At 30.8% G+C, this 20,286-nt stretch carries 22 protein-coding genes and 1 pseudogene; 19 read left to right on the top strand and 4 right to left on the bottom strand.

The window, feature by feature from the left end; genetic code table 11:
- Nucleotides 1-11: 11 nt before the first annotated feature.
- Nucleotides 12-452: a hypothetical protein gene (locus tag I2490_RS08540; RefSeq protein WP_206459286.1), complete on the top strand. Its 441-nt coding sequence runs from the start codon at nt 12-14 to the stop codon at nt 450-452.
- A 262-nt stretch (nt 453-714) separates the two neighbouring features.
- On the opposite strand, the gene I2490_RS08535 is transcribed toward I2490_RS08540, so the two are convergent.
- Nucleotides 715-1,971 carry an IS256 family transposase gene (locus I2490_RS08535; RefSeq protein WP_442859719.1) on the bottom strand — a complete coding sequence of 419 codons (1,257 nt, stop codon included), beginning with the start codon at nt 1,969-1,971 and terminating at the stop codon, nt 715-717.
- A 648-nt stretch (nt 1,972-2,619) separates the two neighbouring features.
- Between I2490_RS08535 and I2490_RS08530 the strand changes: the two genes are divergently transcribed.
- The 6 genes from I2490_RS08530 (at nt 2,620) to I2490_RS08505 (ending at nt 6,845) form a co-directional block, all read left to right on the top strand.
- A complete protein-coding gene (locus I2490_RS08530) occupies nt 2,620-3,204 on the top strand; it encodes a dienelactone hydrolase family protein (protein ID WP_206459285.1) in 585 nt (194 codons plus the stop codon).
- Between the two features lie 40 nt (nt 3,205-3,244).
- Nucleotides 3,245-3,904 carry a hypothetical protein gene (locus I2490_RS08525; RefSeq protein ID WP_206459284.1) on the top strand — a complete coding sequence of 220 codons (660 nt, stop codon included), beginning with the start codon at nt 3,245-3,247 and terminating at the stop codon, nt 3,902-3,904.
- A 58-nt stretch (nt 3,905-3,962) separates the two neighbouring features.
- Nucleotides 3,963-4,385: a VOC family protein gene (locus I2490_RS08520; RefSeq protein ID WP_206459283.1), complete on the top strand. Its 423-nt coding sequence runs from the start codon at nt 3,963-3,965 to the stop codon at nt 4,383-4,385.
- A gap of 97 nt (nt 4,386-4,482) precedes the next feature.
- Nucleotides 4,483-4,950: a GNAT family N-acetyltransferase gene (locus I2490_RS08515; RefSeq protein ID WP_206459282.1), complete on the top strand. Its 468-nt coding sequence runs from the start codon at nt 4,483-4,485 to the stop codon at nt 4,948-4,950.
- 197 nt (nt 4,951-5,147) lie between these two features.
- Nucleotides 5,148-5,624, top strand: coding sequence for a hypothetical protein (locus tag I2490_RS08510; protein WP_442859735.1), 477 nt, complete (start codon nt 5,148-5,150; stop codon nt 5,622-5,624).
- Nucleotides 5,625-6,311: 687 nt separating this feature from the next.
- Nucleotides 6,312-6,845: a hypothetical protein gene (locus I2490_RS08505; protein ID WP_206459280.1), complete on the top strand. Its 534-nt coding sequence runs from the start codon at nt 6,312-6,314 to the stop codon at nt 6,843-6,845.
- A 292-nt stretch (nt 6,846-7,137) separates the two neighbouring features.
- Here I2490_RS08505 and I2490_RS08500 read toward each other — a convergent pair whose 3' ends face one another.
- Nucleotides 7,138-7,425, bottom strand: a complete 288-nt coding sequence (locus tag I2490_RS08500; RefSeq protein ID WP_206459279.1) for a hypothetical protein — start codon at nt 7,423-7,425, stop codon at nt 7,138-7,140.
- 250 nt (nt 7,426-7,675) lie between these two features.
- On the opposite strand from I2490_RS08500, the gene I2490_RS08495 reads away from it, so the two are divergent.
- On the top strand, nt 7,676-8,152 hold the full coding sequence (locus tag I2490_RS08495; protein ID WP_206459278.1) for a hypothetical protein: 477 nt from the start codon (nt 7,676-7,678) through the stop codon (nt 8,150-8,152).
- A complete protein-coding gene (locus I2490_RS08490; RefSeq protein ID WP_206459277.1) occupies nt 8,145-8,624 on the top strand; it encodes a hypothetical protein in 480 nt (159 codons plus the stop codon). Before I2490_RS08495 ends, I2490_RS08490 begins: the two co-directional genes overlap by 8 nt.
- A 113-nt stretch (nt 8,625-8,737) precedes the next feature.
- On the opposite strand, the pseudogene I2490_RS08485 reads toward I2490_RS08490, so the two are convergent.
- Nucleotides 8,738-8,966, bottom strand: a pseudogene (locus I2490_RS08485) (IS3 family transposase); the annotation flags it as partial.
- Between the two features lie 716 nt (nt 8,967-9,682).
- Between I2490_RS08485 and I2490_RS08480 the strand changes: the two are divergent.
- Complete coding sequence (locus tag I2490_RS08480) at nt 9,683-10,303, top strand: hypothetical protein (protein ID WP_206459275.1); 621 nt, start codon at nt 9,683-9,685, stop codon at nt 10,301-10,303.
- Between the two features lie 624 nt (nt 10,304-10,927).
- On the opposite strand, the gene I2490_RS08475 is transcribed toward I2490_RS08480, so the two are convergent.
- Nucleotides 10,928-11,860, bottom strand: coding sequence for a helix-turn-helix transcriptional regulator (locus tag I2490_RS08475; RefSeq protein WP_206459274.1), 933 nt, complete (start codon nt 11,858-11,860; stop codon nt 10,928-10,930).
- A gap of 123 nt (nt 11,861-11,983) precedes the next feature.
- Between I2490_RS08475 and I2490_RS08470 the strand changes: the two genes are divergently transcribed.
- The 9 genes from I2490_RS08470 (at nt 11,984) to cas7i (ending at nt 20,275) form a co-directional block, all read left to right on the top strand.
- On the top strand, nt 11,984-12,640 hold the full coding sequence (locus tag I2490_RS08470; protein ID WP_206459273.1) for a type 1 glutamine amidotransferase family protein: 657 nt from the start codon (nt 11,984-11,986) through the stop codon (nt 12,638-12,640).
- A 244-nt stretch (nt 12,641-12,884) separates the two neighbouring features.
- The gene (locus I2490_RS08465) at nt 12,885-13,517 is read left to right on the top strand and encodes a helix-turn-helix domain-containing protein (RefSeq protein WP_206459272.1); all 633 of its coding nucleotides are present in this window, start codon (nt 12,885-12,887) and stop codon (nt 13,515-13,517) included.
- Nucleotides 13,518-13,912: 395 nt separating this feature from the next.
- The gene (locus tag I2490_RS08460) at nt 13,913-14,068 is read left to right on the top strand and encodes a hypothetical protein (protein WP_206459271.1); all 156 of its coding nucleotides are present in this window, start codon (nt 13,913-13,915) and stop codon (nt 14,066-14,068) included.
- Between the two features lie 65 nt (nt 14,069-14,133).
- Complete coding sequence (locus I2490_RS08455; RefSeq protein WP_206459270.1) at nt 14,134-15,012, top strand: hypothetical protein; 879 nt, start codon at nt 14,134-14,136, stop codon at nt 15,010-15,012.
- 588 nt (nt 15,013-15,600) lie between these two features.
- On the top strand, nt 15,601-16,203 hold the full coding sequence (locus tag I2490_RS08450; protein ID WP_206459269.1) for a hypothetical protein: 603 nt from the start codon (nt 15,601-15,603) through the stop codon (nt 16,201-16,203).
- Nucleotides 16,204-16,455: 252 nt separating this feature from the next.
- Nucleotides 16,456-16,761, top strand: a complete 306-nt coding sequence (locus I2490_RS08445) for a hypothetical protein (protein WP_206459268.1) — start codon at nt 16,456-16,458, stop codon at nt 16,759-16,761.
- A gap of 505 nt (nt 16,762-17,266) precedes the next feature.
- The gene (gene cas6, locus I2490_RS08440) at nt 17,267-18,004 is read left to right on the top strand and encodes a CRISPR-associated endoribonuclease Cas6 (protein WP_206459267.1); all 738 of its coding nucleotides are present in this window, start codon (nt 17,267-17,269) and stop codon (nt 18,002-18,004) included.
- Nucleotides 18,005-18,027: 23 nt separating this feature from the next.
- Nucleotides 18,028-19,398, top strand: a complete 1,371-nt coding sequence (cas8a1, locus tag I2490_RS08435; RefSeq protein ID WP_206459266.1) for a type I CRISPR-associated protein Cas8a1/Csx8 — start codon at nt 18,028-18,030, stop codon at nt 19,396-19,398.
- A complete protein-coding gene (gene cas7i, locus I2490_RS08430) occupies nt 19,391-20,275 on the top strand; it encodes a type I-B CRISPR-associated protein Cas7/Cst2/DevR (protein ID WP_206459265.1) in 885 nt (294 codons plus the stop codon). Before cas8a1 ends, cas7i begins: the two co-directional genes overlap by 8 nt.
- Nucleotides 20,276-20,286: the final 11 nt, after the last annotated feature.

Below are 20,286 nucleotides of genomic sequence, written 5' to 3'. Positions count from 1 at the left end.
GTAGAAGTACAATGAAAAAAATGATTATTACGATTATATTCATCTTATTATTAACTCCAATTTTAATTTATATTGGTGGGAAACTATATTTTTCTGAAACTAAGCTTTTTAAGTTAAATTGGGGGATAGATATACCTGCAAGTTTTAAAGTATCATATAAAATCAAAGAAATTGGCTTTCATGGTGATGGAGACCGTTATACAGTTTTTAGAATAAAAGATGAAAATTTATCATTTATTAATAGTTTTGGAGTAGAAAAAAATATAGAAATAGAAACTTTTGTACGGGAAGTCTTAGATTCTTTAAAGGTTCCAATGGAATATAGGATTTCTTTTAATCAATATTATATATGGTGGAAAGAGTATAAATATAAGGATGGAAGTACTTTGGTGATTATTTATTTCCCAAACCCAGATATTAATCAAATATATTTTATTGAAAGAATTATGTAAATGTATATAATCAATTCCTAATTATTTATAATATATGGATGTATAGTAATTAAAAATAATAAAAGATACATAGAGGAAACCATGAAAAGAAAATTATTTAAGTTTAAGAGGGACAGTTTCAAGTTTTGTGTAAACTCAAAAATCTGATATAAGATATGTGAATAGTTACTTAAGGGCAGAGTCAATTTTGGGATTCTACCCTTGTTTGCATTATACAATGATTTTTTTGCATGTCAATAAAACTTGCCGAACAAGTTGTTTTTTAGAAGTTGAGATTTTTTAGTCTTTCCTCAAAATAAATCTCTAACTGGGAATATATCCGTCCCCAGTCCCTACGATATCCTGTCCACTTTTTTGTGATATCTATCGTTGCCAGATATAGCATTTTTAAAAGGCTATCGTCAGAAGGAAAAATTGTCTTGCTTTTTGTTACTTTACGAAGTTGACGATTAAATCCCTCAATGGCATTTGTGGTATAAATAAGCCGCCTAACAGCTTCAGGATATTTAAAATAGGTTGCTAAAGTTGACCAATTATCATGCCAAGATTTATAGATTTTCGGATATTTTACATCCCATTTTTCTTGAAACAACTCCAATTCATTTAGGGCTAATTCTTCTGTTGGGGCAGTATAGACTCGCTTCAAATCAGCCATCAGAGCTTTCAAATCTTTGTAGGATACAAATTTAGTGGAGTTACGGATTTGATGAATAATGCACTGCTGTATCTCTGTTTCAGGATAGACTGCTTCAATTGCTTGTGGAAATCCACTTAGTCCATCAATACATGTTATTAAGATATCTTTTACACCACGATTTTTTAGCCCATTCAGTATAGAAAGCCAGAATTTAGCATTTTCATTTTCACCAACATACATACCTAAAACGTCCTTTCTACCATTCATATCAATTCCCAAAGCAATATACACAGCCTTTTTTCGTATTCTTCCTTCACTACGAACGTGGAAATGAATTGCATCCATAAAAACAACCGCATATACTTCTTCCAAAGGACGTTCCTGCCATTCCTTTACAATCGGTATAATTTTATCAGTAACTCGGCTAATCGTACTGTCAGAAATATCAATGTCATATAACTCACGCATATGGGATTCAATATCATTTGTAGTCATACCTTTTGCATACATGGAAAGTATCCTTTCTTCCATATCTTGCGTAACGGTATTTTGATATTTCTTGATAAGCTGGGGTTCATATTCTCCATTACGGTCACGAGGAATAGCAACATTCATATCTCCATAGTTTGTATGCATGATTTTAGAAGAATATCCATTCCGACTATTGTCGGTTTCCTTATTCCGATAGTCATATTTTGAGTATCCCAGTTCGTCTTCTAATTCTCCTTCCAGAGAACCCTCCAGTAATACAGACATCATATCACGCATAACAGAATTGACATCTGTACCATTTTTGATAGGAATATCATTCTCTTTTAAGTATTCCTGCATCATTTTTCTGATTGCTTGTTTTTGGGGTGATTCTTTTCTTCTTTTGGGCATAAATAAAACCTCCAAACTGATATATTTATCTTACATCAGTTTAGAGGTTTACACAAACTTTAGGATACTCCCGTTTAAGAGTATAAAAGTTAAGAAGATGCTAGATGAATCGTTTATGTGTACCTTTTATAATTTTTTTAGCAATAAAACTAATAGAGTTTTTTCTCATACAGTTTAAATTTGGGGTAAATATTTCAAAAGACGGATTTGTTTTAACATGGTTAATAAAGCATTTTCAAATTAGCTACAAATCTGACCAAATTATTTTGAAAGATGAAACCATCTTATTACTATTAGAGTTGATTTTTTGCATATTTGGATTCTTTGTTGAACTAAAATGGTTTGTTTTGGGTATATTAGGGATGTTTTTTTACTTTAGTCTCTACATAGCTTTAAGTTATCAGGATCTTAGGAATATTATAAATAGAACCTACTGAAGTAGATATATTTAAAAAAGCTTTCTATGTTGAACAGGAAGCTTTTTTAAATAACTAAAAATTAAAAAAATATTGCTTATTACTTTAGGGGCTAGCAACAATCCTTTTTGCATCAATCACCGAAGTGATTATATATTGTTAAAGATGAAAATTTATTATAAGATAGGTTATAGTGGATTATTTTGGTATTTATATTTTGTAGGGGATGTGAATGGAGAAAAAGAATAAACAAGCCGTAATGGTTCTTCATGAGATTTATGGAATCAATGAATTTATAGAAGACACATGCCAGAAGTTTAAGAATGCTGGATTTGATGTCTTTTGTCCTAATATGATTGGCAGACCACCATTTCCCTATGAGGAATCGGAAAAGGCGTACGACCATTTTGTTAAACATGTAGGGTTTGATATATATAGAGAAATTAGTGACGCAGTCAATCAGCTAAAGAAAGAATATGAAAAAGTATTTATTGTTGGATTTAGTATAGGCGCAACGGTTGCATGGAGGTGCTGCGAAAATTCATTGTGCGATGGCATTGTTGGATGTTACGGTTCGCGTATCAGAGATTATAAAAATTTAAATCCTGTTTGTCCAACACTTTTGCTGTTTGCAAAAAATGATTCTTTTGATGTATTAACAATGGTTAGTCAATTAGAAAAAAAGGCGAATTTAATAATTAAGACCTTTGATGCCACACATGGATTCATGGATCCTCATTCTAAATATTATAATGAGTGCCAATCAAAAAAAACAGAAACATTCATTACTCACTTTATAAGTGAATTTATAAAGTAGGCTATAGAGATGATTTATATTTAATGAAGGAGATATAGTTATGAAAAAAATAGGTGTAATGCTATTAGCAACTATGATATTAGTATCAGCTACGGCTTGTTCTAACAATGATACTCAAAACCAAAGTAATTCCATTACTCTTTATAAAAAAGGGGTGGAGATGACAATGCAAATGGATTTGCTGGCAGAAAGTAAGGATTTTACTGATTTATTTACAGTAAGTGATGAAATAAGCAAGAATGCAATTGATATTGGTGATCAGGATTACAGTAAACCTAAAGCTGTCTATGAAATTGTAGGACTTGAAGATTCAGCACTTCAATCTTTATTAAGAGAAAGTGGTATTAAAGTTGATTCAGAAATTCAAGATATTATAAAAGGAAGATTTGGAATAGCAGTTGCTTCTCAAATCAATGCTCAAAACGGAGCTGAATTTTTGGCTACAACTTCTATACTCACTGTTGAAGATAGTTTTCTTTACAATGAATTGGATGAACAAAAAACATATCTCTATCTTTATGACGGCAAATATAATAGTATGGTAACATTTATACCTTTTGAAGATAATATTGTAGCAACTTCTGCAAATATTGTAATGGAAGAATCTTTTACAGGATTTGCAACAGCAGATGATGTTACTTCATTCTTTGAAGAAACAATGGGATTTAAAGGATTAACGGTCTCACCTGTTAAAGAGTAAAATGAACATAACAGCTATAGAGATTATTTATATAATATAAATATTGGAGGATGATAATATGACACAAGCAGTTGTGCACATTGCTTTAGTTGTGAAAGATTATGATGATGCTATCGATTTTTATACAAAGAAGCTTCATTTTACATTGATTGAAGATACATATCAAGCAGAGCAAGATAAACGATGGGTCGTCATATCTCCGCCCGGCTCTTCTGGAACTACAATTTTATTAGCAAGGGCTTCAAAACCAGAGCAAGAACCTTTTATTGGAAATCAAGCTGGTGGAAGAGTGTTCTTGTTTTTAGGAACTGACGATTTTTGGAGAGATTATAATGAAATGAAAACTATGGGAATAGAATTTACCAGACAACCAAAAGAAGAAGATTATGGTACGGTTGCTGTATTTAAGGATTTGTATGGGAATCCTTGGGATTTGGTTCAATTCAAAGAAAATCACCCTATGTTTAACCGAACAAAATGAGCATAACACGAAAGAGACTGTTTTAAACGAAAGGGTTTTATTATAGTTGTTATAATATATAGGAATTGTTTATATATTAGGAGGATTTATAAATAGTATGGTTATGCTCAGAGCATTAAACGATAATGACATAGCTTTGTTTAAAAAGTGGTTATATACGCCTCATGTTGCAGCGTGGTATCATGACCCTTTGGATTGGATTGATGAGATAGAAAAACGAAATAGTAATTTTACTTGGTTGAATCACTTTATTGTCGAGTATAAGGATAAGCCGATTGGGTTTTGTCAGTATTATGAGTATTTCAACAGCGGTGAAACATGGCATGGTAACATAGAAGTCAGTGGTACATACAGCATTGATTATATGATTGGCGAAATAGAGTATCTAGGCAAAGGGTTTGGAAAACAAATAATTGGAGCTTTAATTGGTAAAATAAAGATTCATGAAAATGCAAAACGAGTTATTGTTCAACCTGAGCCTGAGAATAAAGCATCATGTAAGACACTGTTGTCTTGTGGATTTGAATTTGATAGCGAGAATGAAATCTATATAAGCTTGTTATGATCATTTGTTTATGCAGGTGATTTTTTGGGCTTTCTATGGATGAATATACTGTATTAAATGCACCACAATGACGCTCGGATAAGCATATTGGTATACTAAAAAACAGGGATACCGTACAATATACAAGATTGTTTATATTAGACGAAAGGACTGGTGAGGTGAAAAAAATAGGAAAATATTTTGGTATTGCTCTTATAGTGATGGTGATAGCTATTTGCTTCCTGTACTTTAATAATGACATTGGTATAAGCCGGACTAACATAGAAAAGGATGCGCGTTATTCACAAAAGATTGAAGATAATTGGCAAGTCGCGAAAGATACCACAGATACTATGTCTGCTATGATTTTCTATTCTGAGGATTTTTCTGACCACACATTTTCGATTTATGTGAATCGGCCTGGGTTATCCTTTGGATATTTTTTTATAAGTGGTGGTTCAGTGATTGAAACAGAAGAGTATGTTGCAGAATTTTCTGCTGAAGGTTATGATGAGCGAGCATTTGTTTCGATGAACAAACAGCAAGTCAGCAAAGTGGATATCGACGATGGAAATACCATTCAAACGATTAAGATTGATAGTAAAAAACCATTTGCTTTTATTCTGCCTAATAACTGTGGAAGCGTAACGATTTACGATATAAACGGCAATATTGTTGAAAGTGTCTCACACTAGTAATTGCAATCAATTATTATTATGAATATCAGCTATATTAAAATTTAAGGTTTAAAAAAAACCACTTTTATAATTATAGTTGCTGTAATAAGGTGTTTAATATGAGTAAGAATTTAATTTATTTAAAGATAATTTATTTGTTCTGTACTTTAATATTTCTCTTTTGGGGAATATGGTGTAATGATAATATAGCCATATATATATTAGGAGGATTTATCTTATTAACAATATTACACTATATTTGTATTGCAATTAAATCTAACGATAATTTTATTCTTGTAATTAAGTTGTGTCTACTTATATTTTGTGTAGTAGTTACTATATATTGTAACTTTATTTCAAACACTTTACTTTCTAGGGAGAATGTAATTTTTCTTAATATTTCCGTTGGATTGATATTTGTTAACGATTATATAGGTTACTTTTTTGCAAAGCATAAAAAATAGTGATTTATTACAAAAGAAAGGCCAATGGAACTAAGATAAAAATGAAAGTAAAAAATTCAATTCAAATCTTGTCTTAAATGGGTGTGATTAATCATTATATTTTTTTTAAAAGGGGGTAATCAGATATTAATTATATATCTGTATAATGGTTATGAAGAGAGTAAAGATATTTTTAATTCTATTTGCCATAATAATTTTAAGTATGGTAACAATATTTGCATCGGGAAATAGTCCAACACAGATGGGACATAAAATTGGAAAAGCAATAAAAGAAAATATAATGGTAACTCAATCTCAATCAAAAACAATTTCAAGCGATAAAGGTGGTTCTAATCGAATTGTTGGAACTGTTTTAGGCGAAAATATTACTGCAAATGAAGTAGAAATAAAAGCGAATTTATTTAAATTTACTGAAACAAGTACTCCGTTACAAGATGCTTGGGATGCAATTAAGGTTCAAGTATATGAAAGACAATTTGCGGAAGAACATAATCTTTTACCAACGCAGAAAGAGATTGTTGATTTCACAAATGAAATGAGGGATATGGTAGAATCGAGTGATGAAGGACGAGAGTTTGAAAAAGCTGTTCTTGAGGCTGCAGGTATGACTGAGGATGAGTATTGGAATGAATATAAACCTATTTATGAAAGTCCTGCGCATCTTTTTAAAATAAAAATTCAACAATATAATACTGAGTATAATTTGCCTCATATTAATCCAGATGAAATTAGTGGTGAAATCACAGATCAAATTTTACTAGACAAATATCAATAAGATAATTAAGCAGTCAGCTCTTAAATAAAATAAGAGTACCTTAAAAAAATAGGTGCTCTTATTTTATTGTGTAGCAAAAGAGAAGGAGGGTTACAGATGGACTACAGAATGATTTTGGAGAATGGGCAATATGCTCCTTATCGGACGCTAGAAGAAAATGGAGGGGTATATTACCTAAAGGAAAAGCACATTTCAGCTCTAGAAAACCACATTTCGTCATTCCGGTATTGTTAATAAATATTAAAGAGATATTATATAAGTATCACATGGAAAAAGGAGAATTTTTTTGCAATTAAGAAAGGAAAATAGATAGAATGAAAAAAGCATTGTTTATACTGTCCATTATTATATTTATTATAGCTATAAAGGGAAATTTTGATGTTATGTTGATGGGCAGAACAGTTACAAAATGGAATACTGTAATAACGGGTTGTTTTGTAATTTTTTGGTCGATCTTTCTCATATATGCAAAAAATATAGATAGTTTATTAAAGTATTCTTTGACATTAGGAATATTAACTTTTTTTACTGCAATCACTGGGTTAATACTTAATATTTTTGACTTTTCTTTAACTATCATAATTATTCCTATATTAATATTTTTAACTCCACTGTATGGAATGAAAATGTTTGTTAATAACAATATACATTTGATAATTGCAATGATAATTATTTCTTTTTTTTGGAGTTTTTTAAGCTTTATGTCAGTAAAGCGAATAAAAACGGGTGTCTCTTAAAGAAAACGGGGTGAGAATTGTTAGGATATAGAAACTTCTAAATATTTTGTTTGATTATATGTCTGTATATAGTAGTTTAAGCAAGGGGGAACAATGAATAAAAAGGTATATTGGGGCATAGTTGTTGCAGTTTTATTGGTATTTATTATAGGTTTGTTGTTTATTTCTCATCAAAATAGACAAAAGGGAAATATGAATATTGAACAAGTTGTAAATTCAATAAGTGATGAATCGGTTAAAAAAATTGCACTGGATTTATATGTTTGCCCAGTTTTTGGAATTACTACTACTTATGAAGAGGTTGATGAAGCAGAGCAGGAGATTGCTAATGATGAAATTAGCGTTGATGATGAAGAAGTAATTGCAGAAATTGAAAAATTATCAAAATTAAAGGGTGATGAATTAGAAGAAGAAGTAAGAGGAATTGTTGAAAAAATATTATTACAAAATATAGATAATCCGAACATTCGATGGGAACAATCATTTATTAAAAACTATGTATTAAAATATTGTCCTGAATACATGGAAAGAATTGAAGAAAATGGAATGAGGATAGTTAGATATGTTTAATTTTATGCAAAAAAAGAATTTAGTTGCATCAATTATATTAATTATATTAGTAGCAATTTTTGCTTTATTAATAATACGAGATAACTTACCATATCCGGAAAATCAATTCGGAATTGTAGGAGAGGAATCTTTTCATTTATCACATCATTATAAAGTAAATAGGGTTGAAGGATTTGAAAAAACTAACTTTAGGCCGGGACAAAAACGAAAAATAATGTTTTTTCTTTCGAATCTTAATTATACAGAAACTCCTCCTACACAAACTGCTGGTAATGAAGATATTAAATACGGACTTCCAGTAGTTCTTGAGGTGAAGAAGCAAGATGGAAGTAGAATAAAATTTTTGTTTTTTAAAGATATTGAGGTAATAAAGTATGATCAAGATAAAAATATAATAAGCCAAGAAGTCTATGCTACCACAGAAAAAGATAAAAAAGACATGTATAAAATAATTGGATTGTCATATGAGTAGTTAATCATATCTATAACTTCAATGAAGTTGTAAAATGAAAGTAGATAAGGAGTGATGTGACCCCAATAAGTTAGACTTTATAGCGTAGTAGTTTTATCTGCTACGCTATTTCTTTATGCAGCTAAGAGGTTAAGTCTGTATTCTACTGGACTCATCCATCCTAGTTTTTCTTTAATTCTTTGCTCGTTGTAATATTTTATATATTTCTCAATAGCTTTCTTGAGTTCTTCTAGACATACTTTGAAAAATCCTTTTTTCTTTAAGCGTATGGGCATAAGCATTCATCTGATAAGCCCAGCCTTGATCTGAATGGAATGTACGTCTGTATTTACAATTACTTGTAGGAAGCTAGAAGAAAATGAAGGGGTATAAGATGGACGACAGGGATCAGTGCCATGTTTAAACCAAGGAGGTAAAATAACGAAAACCACATTTCAGCTCTAGAAAACCACATTTCGTCATTCTGGTATTGTTAATAAATATTAAAGAGATATTATATAGTAGAAACTACTTATTAAAGATGAGAATTAAATATTTACAAGGGGGTGAGTTGGTTGAATAAAACAAAGTATCTATTTTATATAGGATTAATAATTATTCTTTTCAGTCCATTTTTTGCTGGTTTAATCATGGAAACTATTTATTTGCACGAGCCTAATTATTTAGATTTACGTTTTTTCGGATTTCAAACATCAGGTCAAATATGTGGCATTTTATTATCTTATGCAAGCATAAAACTAATGAGGTAAAAGGTTATAAAAGAAAATATAATTCTCCGGAAGTGATTTGAAATGTTTACCTTTTATTATTCCTATATTAATATTTTTAACTCCACTGAAAAAAGGGTGAGAATTGTTAGAATATAGAAATTTCTAAATATTTTGTTTGATTATGCGTTTTATATTGTAAAAGAAGAAAACATATTATAGGATAGGCACATGATGGATTATTTGTGATATTTATTCATTAAATAGTTGGACGAACTAGAAGCATTTTTCTTATAACTTGTATGCCGCCAAAAGATTGGATACTCTGTTTTTACTTAGGGAGATATAAAAATGAAAAGAAAAGTATCAATATGTACATATATGCTAATTTTGTGCATGGTTTTAATTATAACAGGATGTGTCAAAAACAGTAAGAATAATATTGAATATGAAAAAAATTTTGAACAAATGATAAGTGACAGATTTACTGTCGCAGAAGAGGTATATTCATGGTTTACCGGATATGGTGAAATTGAGATGGATCATGATGATAAGATAGAATTTGAACTGGGATATCATGTGGGATACTATGCACGTGTGATTCAGAATGATATTTCTACAATGAAAGAGCTTTCGGATTATGTGCAACTATATTTTGAAGATGATTTATGTAATGAATTATTAAATTATAATGTAGAAGAAGGTATACCATTATTCAGAGAGTATGATGGTGTGTTGTATTGCTTTGCAGGATATGTAGGTTTATTGTCATATGATGATGGAGATAAGGTTATTTCAATTGACGGTTCAAAGGAAGAAGACAGTATTACGGTACATGTTCATTACACAGTTACAATTTTTGAAGAATCAAGAGAGCTTGAATTATACTACACGATAGAAAAAGGGAATGATGGTATTTGGAGATTTGACAGTAATTTTGTTTTACCGATCGAAGCTGCTGCCAAACTGTAAAGGAAGATTATTCAAGAATCTTTTGCAGAATTTGAAATAGCAAACGATGTTACTTTCAGATGCCTGTAACCCTGGGATGTGGTTGAATTAGACTGAAAGAAAGGATTCTTGATAGGCAACGCTCGTGTGTCTATCCAAGTGTTGAAGAATTACAGTGTTTCGGAATACATTGTATGTGGAGCTTTTAGTTGGGTTGTGTAATAACCTAGAAAAGGAGGGCATTATGATACGTTTTTTAAAAGAATATTATATTCGTCTTTTTTTAATAATATTAACAATCTGTATTATTGCTGCATGGATATTTAAAGGAAATATATTTCATAACCCTTATTTGCTTTTATTATATCTCATAGTTTTAACAATTTATATCTTTCAAAAAAAGAAGTTCTAAATAACCATTTTGCTTTAGTTGTAGCCATATATTTTTTTGTAGAAGTAATAGGATTGAAAGGATTAGCGGTCTCAACGATTAAAGAGTAAAATGAGCATAACACGAAAGAGATAGTTTTCTAATTTTTTGCTTTCTATATTCAAACTATAGGAAGCTTTTTTTATGGCAAAATTATAAATATTGATTTGGTAAGAGTACTTTTATATTTTGAATATGAGAATAGACTCCTTGTTCTAGTTTTCGTATAAGGTAGCTATATCATGTATTCTACGCTTCATTTCTGTGCGGATATGTAACGGCTCTAAACACTCGCATTTATCCCCAAAACTGAGAAGAATATTGTAGTAGTAATCGTTCTCTATGAAAGGAAAACTAACAATGTAATGCTCATCACCGTCTGGCGAAAAGTGTTCATAAGCGCAAAAATCAAGTACCCTATCCATCACAGATTTATGAATACGGATTTTGATTTTTGTTTGCATAGTTTCCAAAATTTCCACAAAGTCTAAAATCGGTTTTTGATAATCTCTTGGTGTAAAAGTTTCCTCTTGCATTTGTAGGTTTGACATGCGGGATAGTTTGAATAAGCGATAATCATTTCTTTTATGGCAATACCCTTGCCAATACCAATGACTACTTTTCAATACAAGCTGATACGGCTCGGCTGTTCGTGCGGTTTTATTTCCGTAGAGGTCTGCATATTCAAACGAAAGTAGCTTGCTTTCCTGTAAAGCTGTTTTGATAATTTCTAAATATGGTTGTATGTTCCTGTTGCTCGTCCACGGACTTAAATCTATATATATTTGATTTGCTTTTAATTCAATGTCTTTAGTTCTTTCGGCGGGGATAAAGCTCTTGACTTTCGCAAGGGCGTTTACTAGTTCATCCCCTCGTATCATGTTTGAAAGACTGGAAAGCCCCATCAAGATAGCGGAAAGGTCGGCAGTCGAAAAAACTTTTTTATCAATCTTGTATTTCTGCATGATTTCAAAGCCGCCGCCCACTCCCGATGTTGAGTGAACAGGAATACCCGCCATGTTGATAGTGTCTATGTCGCGATAGATTGTGCGGGGTGAAACTTCAAACATATCTGCTAACTCCTGTGCCCCTATACGCTCTTTATCAAGGAGTATCATAATAATGCTAACAAGTCTGTCAACTTTCATCTGATAACCGCCTTCCCAAATTTCTTTTTTTCATTATAGATTGTTGCCATACTGTTGTCAACAATTGCATGGTAGAATAAAAAAGCAAACAAATTAATAAAGCAATGAAAATGGAGGAAATTTATGTTTACAATCTATGTTTACGTTCTTGATACTTTAGCCGACTGGGAACTGGGGTATGTTATTTCAGAGCTGAATTCTGGTCGATTTTTCAAAAAGGGCGTGCAACGTGTATCACTCAAAACGGTTAGTTATTCTAAAGAGCCAATCAATACAATGGGCGGGCTGACAATAGTGCCCAATTGCTTAATTGATGATATTGTTGTGAGTGAAACAAGCATGTTGCTATTACCGGGCGCAGATACATGGAACGACCCAAAGCATGGCGCTATCATCGAAAAAGCAAGCGAATTTCTCTCTTTAGGCGGTACGGTGTGTGCAATCTGTGGGGCTACCGCTGCGCTTGCCAACTTTGGGCTATTGGATAAGCGTCCGCATACCAGTAATGGACCGGGATTTCTTGAAATGGTTTCTCCTGGTTATAAAGGGCAAAGTTTTTATATAGACAAGCCATCTGTAGCGGATAACAACCTTATTACTGCAAGTTCCACCGGAGCTTTGTTGTGGGCGAAACAAATTATTGGGCATTTAGGTGTTTTTCAATCAAACACACTGGAATCTTGGTATGAATATTTTAGTACCGGTGAGCCTAAACATTTCTTTGCCCTCATGCAAACTTTGCCGTCTAGCAATGAAAACAATAGAAAATTAAATATTTAGTTCCTCACTGATTAAAAAGAGCTGTTTGATTATTTACCTTTAAAGATAGCACATTTCATGTGTTTTGTATTGTGAAAGAAGAACATATAATGTAAGATAGACAGTTATAGGGGATTATTTATAATAGTTTCACTATCAAAAAACAACATTGCAACTGTCAGTTGACATATCTCCAAGTCTAAATGGTGGTTATGCAACCGATTGGTTTCGTATAATTAAACCATAAGAGAAAGGAGTGCTGACTATGAATATGGCAGATAGAATTCAATATTTAAGAAAAACAAAAGGGATTTCTCAAGAGGAACTTGCAGACAAAGTCGGAGTATCAAGACAAGCTGTATCTAAGTGGGAAAGTGAACAAAGTGTACCTGATATAGAAAAAGTAATGATACTTAGTGATTATTTTGAAGTAACAACAGATTATCTATTAAAAGGAATAGAATCCAAGCCGGATGTGCCAAATAAAACACCCGATGCACGAATTTTTTCATTAATGGGTACAATATTCAATTTTATTGGTATCGTTGTTGCAATCATGGTTTGGATAGAAAAACAAACAACGATGTCTGTAGCTATTGGTTTAATTTTAATGGCAATGGGATGTATGATTCATTTTATAGGACAATTTATTGGAAATAATAAAAAAATATCTTCTAAATATTTTTTTATGCTTAATATTTGGACATTATCTTTAATCCCTATTTCATGTATTTTTAATTTCATTGATGGCATGATGGGAATGCATTGGTGGACTTTTTCCCCATTGCCGCAACTTGGAAACTCAGTAATTTCTTATAGACTTTGCTGGTTGTTCTATATTGGACTCTGTATTTTTACAGATGTAATTTTATCGAAAAATCGAAATCTTAAGTTATAAGATTATGAGCATAACAAGGAAGGGGCAGTTTCCGATAGCATAAATAATAATCTAAGCTTTCTTAAATAATAGGAAGCTTTTTTAATAATTAAATATGAAATAGTTAAATTAAAAAAAGATTGCTTACTACTTTGACGGGTGTTAGCAATCTTTTTTGCATCTATCACCGAAGTGATTCTGTAAAATGACGAAAACATTTCATATTTTCAATATTGAAAAGGGATGTTGCTAGAAATAGTGTTATATAAAATGATTGGATTATCGTATGACTAGTTAAATAATTATCTGTCTTTAAAAAGCACTTTCAAAGGAAGTCCTAAATTCACGTTTGCTTTTCTTTTTGCATAGTATAATGATGGCTCTATAATCCAGAGAGAATGGAAAGGGGAAAGCAGATGGCAGGAAAGCAGAGACATATGTTTCCGGGAAATAATACACCGGAAGGCTTTTTTTCATATTATCAATACATTTTAAGCCAAAAGGAAGCAGACAAAATCTTTTGTATCAAGGGTGGCCCGGGAGTGGGTAAATCAACCTTTATGAAAAATTAGGTGAAGAACTTTTAAATGATGGGCATGATGTAGATTTTTTACACTGTTCTTCCGATAACCATTCTTTGGATGGAATTGTCCTTCGAGATAAAAAAATTGCATTTATTGATGCGACAAGTCCGCACATAGTCGATCCAATTAGCCCTGGAGCAGTAGATACGATTTTACATTTAGGTGAATATTGGAATGAAGAAGGCATTCGAAAGAATAAAAATACTGTTTTAAAATGTCAGGCAGATTTAAAGATGCTGTTTGGATGTGCTTATCATTACTTAGGTGCTGCAGGCCAAATGTATCATAATCTAAATGATTTTTATCAAAGGGCACTTAGAAAAGAAGAACTTTTTAAACTGGCTGCAGATATCATCAATCGTGAACTGATTCATAAGGAATTAAGTGCAGAGCAGGGGGAAGTAAAAAAATATTTTGCCAGTGGTATTACACCAAATGGCTGTGTCAATTATTTAGACTCTCTACTGTCTGGCTATAAAAAGGTTTATTTAATGAAAGCACCAGTTGGAATTGGTGCAGAAAAGCTAATGGAACTTTTTGCGGAAAGCGCTTTGTATCGTGGGTATAATGTAGAAGAGTACTATTGCCCATTGCATCCGACAAAAAAATTAGAGCATCTTTTAATTCCTGATCTTGGTGTAGCATTTGTTACAAGCAATGCCTTCCATGTGATTGATGAAAGCAAGCTGGAAGGAACGATTGTGACTATTTTCTTAGAAAATATGATTCATGAGAACTATGATGAAACCCAGAAACAGATTAAAGAAGACAGCGCATTAGGGCTAGAGGAAAATATAAAAAAAGCAATTCAATGTTTAAAACAAGCTAAAGCAAAACATGATAAGCTTGAACAAAATTATATACCAAATATGGATTTCTCTAAAATTGAAGCTTTACGACAAGAAGTTTTAGAAGAAGTCCGCAGAAGATAAAATTAAAAGACATAATAGTTAATAAAAAGCAGCCTTGCTGAATGGATTAATATCTGTTTTGCAAGGCTTTTTTTATTGTATTTATATAACACATTTTAACCACGAAAATACGTAAGTGCAAGTAAGCGTAAGACCATAGAGTGGTTCTAAAGTAAACAATGAATGAAAAATGCTCTTGTAGGTAACTTTGTTAACGATTTGAGTATCAATTATTATGACAAAAACTACAGAACAACTAGACAGCTATGGATATTCAAAATAAGCGAACTAAAACGGAAAAGTGGTGTAATAGTAAAAAGATAAAGATCAGCACACTTAGATATTAGATGAGAAAATTAATGGTAACCCATCAGTTATGAAATTATATTTTATTCTAAATTGTCAAAAATAACTAATTATTCACATTTCAACACCCTAAAACAACATTTCGGCTCTATAAGGTAGTAAATAATTATTATTAATGGTATGCTTATTTTATAGAAATTTCTAATAAATAAATTGCGCAATAAAATAAGGATAATATAAGAGGGTGATAATTTACTAATTAGATATTAAAATGAGACTTATTAAATGAAAAAGGAGTTTGAAATGAAAAAAATTTTATCTTTAATGTTAGTGTTACTATTTGCTTTAGGCATGACAACTATATCTTTTGCAGATAGTTATTCTTTTAATAATAATTGTGGAATTCATATGAAACAATTAACAGATGAACAGGCAATTCAAAGAATCAGTGAAATAAATGCAATATCAATAGAAGAAGCAAGAGAGTTGTTTCAAAAGGATTTAGATAAATCAAAAGCCTTTATGACTAGAGGCTATGAAAATGTAGAAGTATACTATAGCCATCGAGTTGCTGAAGGATACGAAGTAACTGTAGGTGCAATTGTACGGATGATCATGTCTGCAGGTTACAGCGAATATTCATCTGTAATTTCAGGTAGTGAATATGCTGTAGCATCTGGAATTGGGAATTATACATATAATGCGGGTAATGCATCCGTAATTATATTAAGTCCTAAAAAAATTCAATTTTTAACAGCCGGTACATTTGAGATAGCCATTAATTCAGCTATAACAACAGAGATAAAAAATGAATTAATAGGTGCTGGTTTTAGTTATACTTCTTCTTCTAATACATATCTTAGAAAATTTATAACTGTGGATTACATTGAGACACTTGCAAGATAGATTTGTTTTAGATAGTAAAATATACACGATTTGTACACAACATATCGTGTATATTATTTTGTGCTTTTAGCACTCACTCCCGAGTAATAAAAGTAAGAAGAGAATCTATAGAAAATTAAAGCGAAGATAGGGAAAATTCTAAGACTATGAATAAAACTACTATCGGCTGAGCCGGTAGTCATGAGTAGAGAAATATAATTTAAGCTGATAGGATAGTAAATATGAGTTTATAATCATTGAAAGGTGAGAGTTGTGAAAAGAATAAAGATGGGAAAGATGAAACCGGAGACAATAGCATTAAGTATTTTTATATTAGTTGCAATTATATTGTTCTTTGAACCTTTTTTATTACAAATAAGGCTAATATTCTTTAGATATGAAATTCAGGCACCACTATCAATAGGAGAAAAAATATATTTTCTAATTGAAGATAGTTTCATACGGTATATAAAACCAGTTTTATCAATAGGATTAATTTGGCTTTGTTGCGAAGCTTTGTGTAAGTTTATTAAAGCGGCACAAGCAATGATAGATAAAAATTTTAAAAATGGTATGTAATTTTAAGCAATGTGTTTCAAAGATTTACAACAAAAGTTTTAAAAGAAGTCCATAGAAGATAAAATTATAACATAGCAGATTTTTAAAAAGATATAATAGCCTTGCTGAATGGATTAATATCTGTTTTGCAAGGCTTTCTTTATTGTATTAGCTTGACTTTTAAGAAGTAGAATTGAAATTTTCTAGAACAGATCATAATGCTATTAATTACCCTTTGTATTAAAAATTTATATAAAAGGAAAGAAGATATTTTCCAATTTGGACTATTTTTCATGAAATACTATCTAATTTACATTTCAATTTGAACTATTATATATCGACATATTTTATCATAAAATCATGGATAAATGTAAAATAATTTACTTAATTATTGTTAAATTTATTTTATTCTAAATAATTTGACAAATAAAATATTATATGATAGTTTCAATTTAAATACTACTTAGTTTAATACTATCTATGGAAAAATTTAATGTAATACTTTTATAAGAAGGGAGGTGGTAATATGAGAATTTGTTTAGAATTTCAACTGGAAAAGCCGGAGTTAGATAAGGATTACCGAAGATTTTTTTTAAGTATCATTAAATCAGCACTTTCAAAATATAGTGAAGGAATTTTGATGAATCATTATTATAACGGCACCAAACAAAAAGATTTTACATGGAGTGTAGTTTTATCCAAACCAATTTTTAAGAAAGATAGCATCTCTTTGGAAAATAATCAGGTCAAAATGATTCTTTCAACTGATGATACGAAAAAAACAGGTTACTTACTCTTTTCTGCTTTTTTAAAATTAAAAAATATAGCCCTGCCATTAGCAAATGAAAATAAAATTGTTTTAAAAAATATTCGCCAATTACCTCAAAAAATAATTGATCAAAGAACCTTAACATTAAAAATGGCGGCAGGATCTCCGCTTGTAGTCAGAAAACATGATGAAGCCAGTAATATAGATACTTATTACTCCGTTGAGGACAAGCAATTTGGGGTAGAATTATTGGATAATTTAAAAAGGCAAGCATTCGAAGCAGGTTTTTCGGAAACATATATTTCAAGCCTTAAAGTTAATCCGGTTACTTGTAAAAAAATAGTTGTTTATAATTACGGTATTTTTTTTGACGCAACTGTAGGGTTGTTCGATATAGAAGGGGAACCAATCTTGTTGCAGCATTATTATCAAAACGGAATCGGTAGTAAACGCTCTGCTGGATTTGGTATGATCGATGTAATTTCAACAAAATAAAAGAGAAAGGAGGGGCTTTGTAAATGTTAAATAATAACGGCATAGAAAAATTTGATGGATCGATTGAATCTATTGATTGGAGAAGTTCTGCTGCTATTGTCGGTCTAATTGAGTATTTAAATTATTTTGATTGTGAATATGATTCTGAATCGAATCCGGATGTGCTTTATTACCATATAGACGATATAGATGAAGACAATTATTTCTCTTTTGTAGAATCAAAATATCCGTATGACATGCATCACTTTATATTGGAAAATTTATTGAAGCAAGATGATTTTACAGAAGAAGACATAAAAGAAATAAACGAAAAGTTAAAAGCAAATACCATTATGAAAAAAATTTTTTCAAAATTAAAATTTAATGGTGAGAATAAAGAAGAAATTTTATCAGTAATTTCTAAGAATCGTTTGGTACTTACGAAGGAAACCTATCGGAACAAATTGAATTTGTATCGTAATTTTGCAAATGAAAATCTTTTATTTAGTAAGCCAATACCTTATGCAAGATTAGTAGGGTATTATGTTGATGGACCGAAAAAAGGAAAATCAGTTGGATATAATTTTAATAAAAATACTTATTTTGCATCGGATTTGCAAGAATATGATTTTATTCCTTTTGCATTCACAATCGGAAGGGAATCTCTGTTTATTAATGATAATTCTTCAATTCAAGATTTGGTTGCAACAAATAATCAATTGAAATCTTTAGTGAAACGAATAATAGAAGAAGAAAAATTCCCAGATGTTCGTAAAGTATTTTTTCAAGCGATGGTACTATCCGGAGAATATATTGATTTTGATGTGGAAGTAATAGTTAAAAATCAAAACAAGGATTATTTTGAAACGTTATTTTTAAGAAAAAAAAGCATTGAAATTTTTAATAAGTTAACTGATTTTAAATGTTTTTGCTTTTTCTTCAAGTATGACAAGATAAATGATTACATAAATATTCAAAAAGAAGTATCAGATGCTATTGTTAATCTGACTACTCTTGATTATTTAATTGAAATCTTTCTAAAAGAGGATCATCAAAGATATGAATATTTGATTCAAAGACTGATTGAAGTAAATGTAAGAGTTCGCGGGGGTGAGAGAATGTTTTCAGAAATTAAGCAGGCGAAAGAATGTGCAAAGAAAATTGTGCAAACAAAAAAATTATTAAATCCTCAAAAAGTAAAGAGTTATCGTACCAAATTATCAAGCGCTCTTGTCTTTAAAGATTATATACGATATTGTGATATATTAATTCAACTAGCAAATTATGCAGAGGTTGAATTAGATTTTGCCTATAAATTGTTTGATAACTTTGAGGAAAACAAAGAAATTGCATATGCATTTGTAAATGCATTAGGTACTGGATTAAATAATAAGGAGGACGGTAAAAATGAGTAAAAAAGCGTTAACAATGACAGTTGTTGCACATATGACTTCAAATTATTCAGAAGGATTAGGAAACATTGCAAGTGTACAGAAAGTTTTTAAAAAAGGAAAAGTTTATTCTATGAGAAGTAGAGAAAGCTTAAAAAATGCAATTATGGTTCAAAGCGGGATGTATGACGATTTAGAAACCGAAGTAGATGGTGCGACGCAAAAGCTTGCAAACGAAGAAAAAAATGCAACAAATATAAAAGCTTTAGAGGGCGGGTATATGAGTACAAGTGGAATTACATATGTTCGAAACAGCTCTTTTTATTTAACCGATGCAATTTCCACAGAGCCATTCGTAAATGAAACCAGATTTCATAATAATTTATATCTTGCAGCGAATCGTGCAAAAGCGGAGGGAATTAGTGTTCAAGAGGATTCAAAGAAAGCCGGCTTAATGCCATATCAGTATGAGTATGATAAATCACTTAAAGTATATAGTTTGACAATTGATTTAACGAAAATTGGAGTTGATGAGAACTTTGAAACAAAAGAAGCTTCAGCACAGGAAAAAGCGGATCGTGTCATTGCTTTATTAGAAGGAGTGCAACATTTATCTTTAATTGTTAAAGGTAATTTGGATAATGCAGAGCCAATTTTTATTGTAGGAGGCTTATCAGAGCGGAAAACGCATTATTTTGAAAATTTGATTCAAGTAAAACAAAATAATTTACAAATATCTGCTGATTTAATAACTCGGATTCAAGAGGGATTTCAGGTTGGTTTATTAAATGGCATGAACTTAGATAATGAAAAAGAAATTATAACAGAATTAAATCCGGTTAGTGTCACAGAATTTTTCGATCAATTAAAACAACAGGTACGAGAATATTATAAAATTTAGAAAGCAGGTGA

The sequence above is a fragment of the Anaerovorax sp. IOR16 genome (assembly GCF_017168145.1).
Classification (GTDB): Bacteria; Bacillota; Clostridia; order Peptostreptococcales; family Anaerovoracaceae; genus IOR16.
This window is presented reverse-complemented; position numbering and strand designations above follow the sequence as displayed.

What these genes read in the sequence shown, in the direction of transcription:
- I2490_RS08540 (WP_206459286.1), top strand. Translation starts at nt 12, where the DNA reads ATGAAAAAAATGATTATTACGATTATATTCATCTTATTATTAACTCCA.
- I2490_RS08535 (WP_442859719.1), bottom strand. Translation starts at nt 1,971, where the DNA reads ATGCCCAAAAGAAGAAAAGAATCACCCCAAAAACAAGCAATCAGAAAA.
- I2490_RS08530 (WP_206459285.1), top strand. Translation starts at nt 2,620, where the DNA reads ATGGAGAAAAAGAATAAACAAGCCGTAATGGTTCTTCATGAGATTTAT.
- I2490_RS08525 (WP_206459284.1), top strand. Translation starts at nt 3,245, where the DNA reads ATGAAAAAAATAGGTGTAATGCTATTAGCAACTATGATATTAGTATCA.
- I2490_RS08520 (WP_206459283.1), top strand. Translation starts at nt 3,963, where the DNA reads ATGACACAAGCAGTTGTGCACATTGCTTTAGTTGTGAAAGATTATGAT.
- I2490_RS08515 (WP_206459282.1), top strand. Translation starts at nt 4,483, where the DNA reads ATGGTTATGCTCAGAGCATTAAACGATAATGACATAGCTTTGTTTAAA.
- I2490_RS08505 (WP_206459280.1), top strand. Translation starts at nt 6,312, where the DNA reads ATGGGACATAAAATTGGAAAAGCAATAAAAGAAAATATAATGGTAACT.
- I2490_RS08500 (WP_206459279.1), bottom strand. Translation starts at nt 7,425, where the DNA reads ATGATAGTTAAAGAAAAGTCAAAAATATTAAGTATTAACCCAGTGATT.
- I2490_RS08495 (WP_206459278.1), top strand. Translation starts at nt 7,676, where the DNA reads ATGAATAAAAAGGTATATTGGGGCATAGTTGTTGCAGTTTTATTGGTA.
- I2490_RS08490 (WP_206459277.1), top strand. Translation starts at nt 8,145, where the DNA reads ATGTTTAATTTTATGCAAAAAAAGAATTTAGTTGCATCAATTATATTA.
- I2490_RS08480 (WP_206459275.1), top strand. Translation starts at nt 9,683, where the DNA reads ATGAAAAGAAAAGTATCAATATGTACATATATGCTAATTTTGTGCATG.
- I2490_RS08475 (WP_206459274.1), bottom strand. Translation starts at nt 11,860, where the DNA reads ATGAAAGTTGACAGACTTGTTAGCATTATTATGATACTCCTTGATAAA.
- I2490_RS08470 (WP_206459273.1), top strand. Translation starts at nt 11,984, where the DNA reads ATGTTTACAATCTATGTTTACGTTCTTGATACTTTAGCCGACTGGGAA.
- I2490_RS08465 (WP_206459272.1), top strand. Translation starts at nt 12,885, where the DNA reads ATGAATATGGCAGATAGAATTCAATATTTAAGAAAAACAAAAGGGATT.
- I2490_RS08460 (WP_206459271.1), top strand. Translation starts at nt 13,913, where the DNA reads ATGGCAGGAAAGCAGAGACATATGTTTCCGGGAAATAATACACCGGAA.
- I2490_RS08450 (WP_206459269.1), top strand. Translation starts at nt 15,601, where the DNA reads ATGAAAAAAATTTTATCTTTAATGTTAGTGTTACTATTTGCTTTAGGC.
- cas6 (WP_206459267.1), top strand. Translation starts at nt 17,267, where the DNA reads ATGAGAATTTGTTTAGAATTTCAACTGGAAAAGCCGGAGTTAGATAAG.
- cas8a1 (WP_206459266.1), top strand. Translation starts at nt 18,028, where the DNA reads ATGTTAAATAATAACGGCATAGAAAAATTTGATGGATCGATTGAATCT.
- cas7i (WP_206459265.1), top strand. Translation starts at nt 19,391, where the DNA reads ATGAGTAAAAAAGCGTTAACAATGACAGTTGTTGCACATATGACTTCA.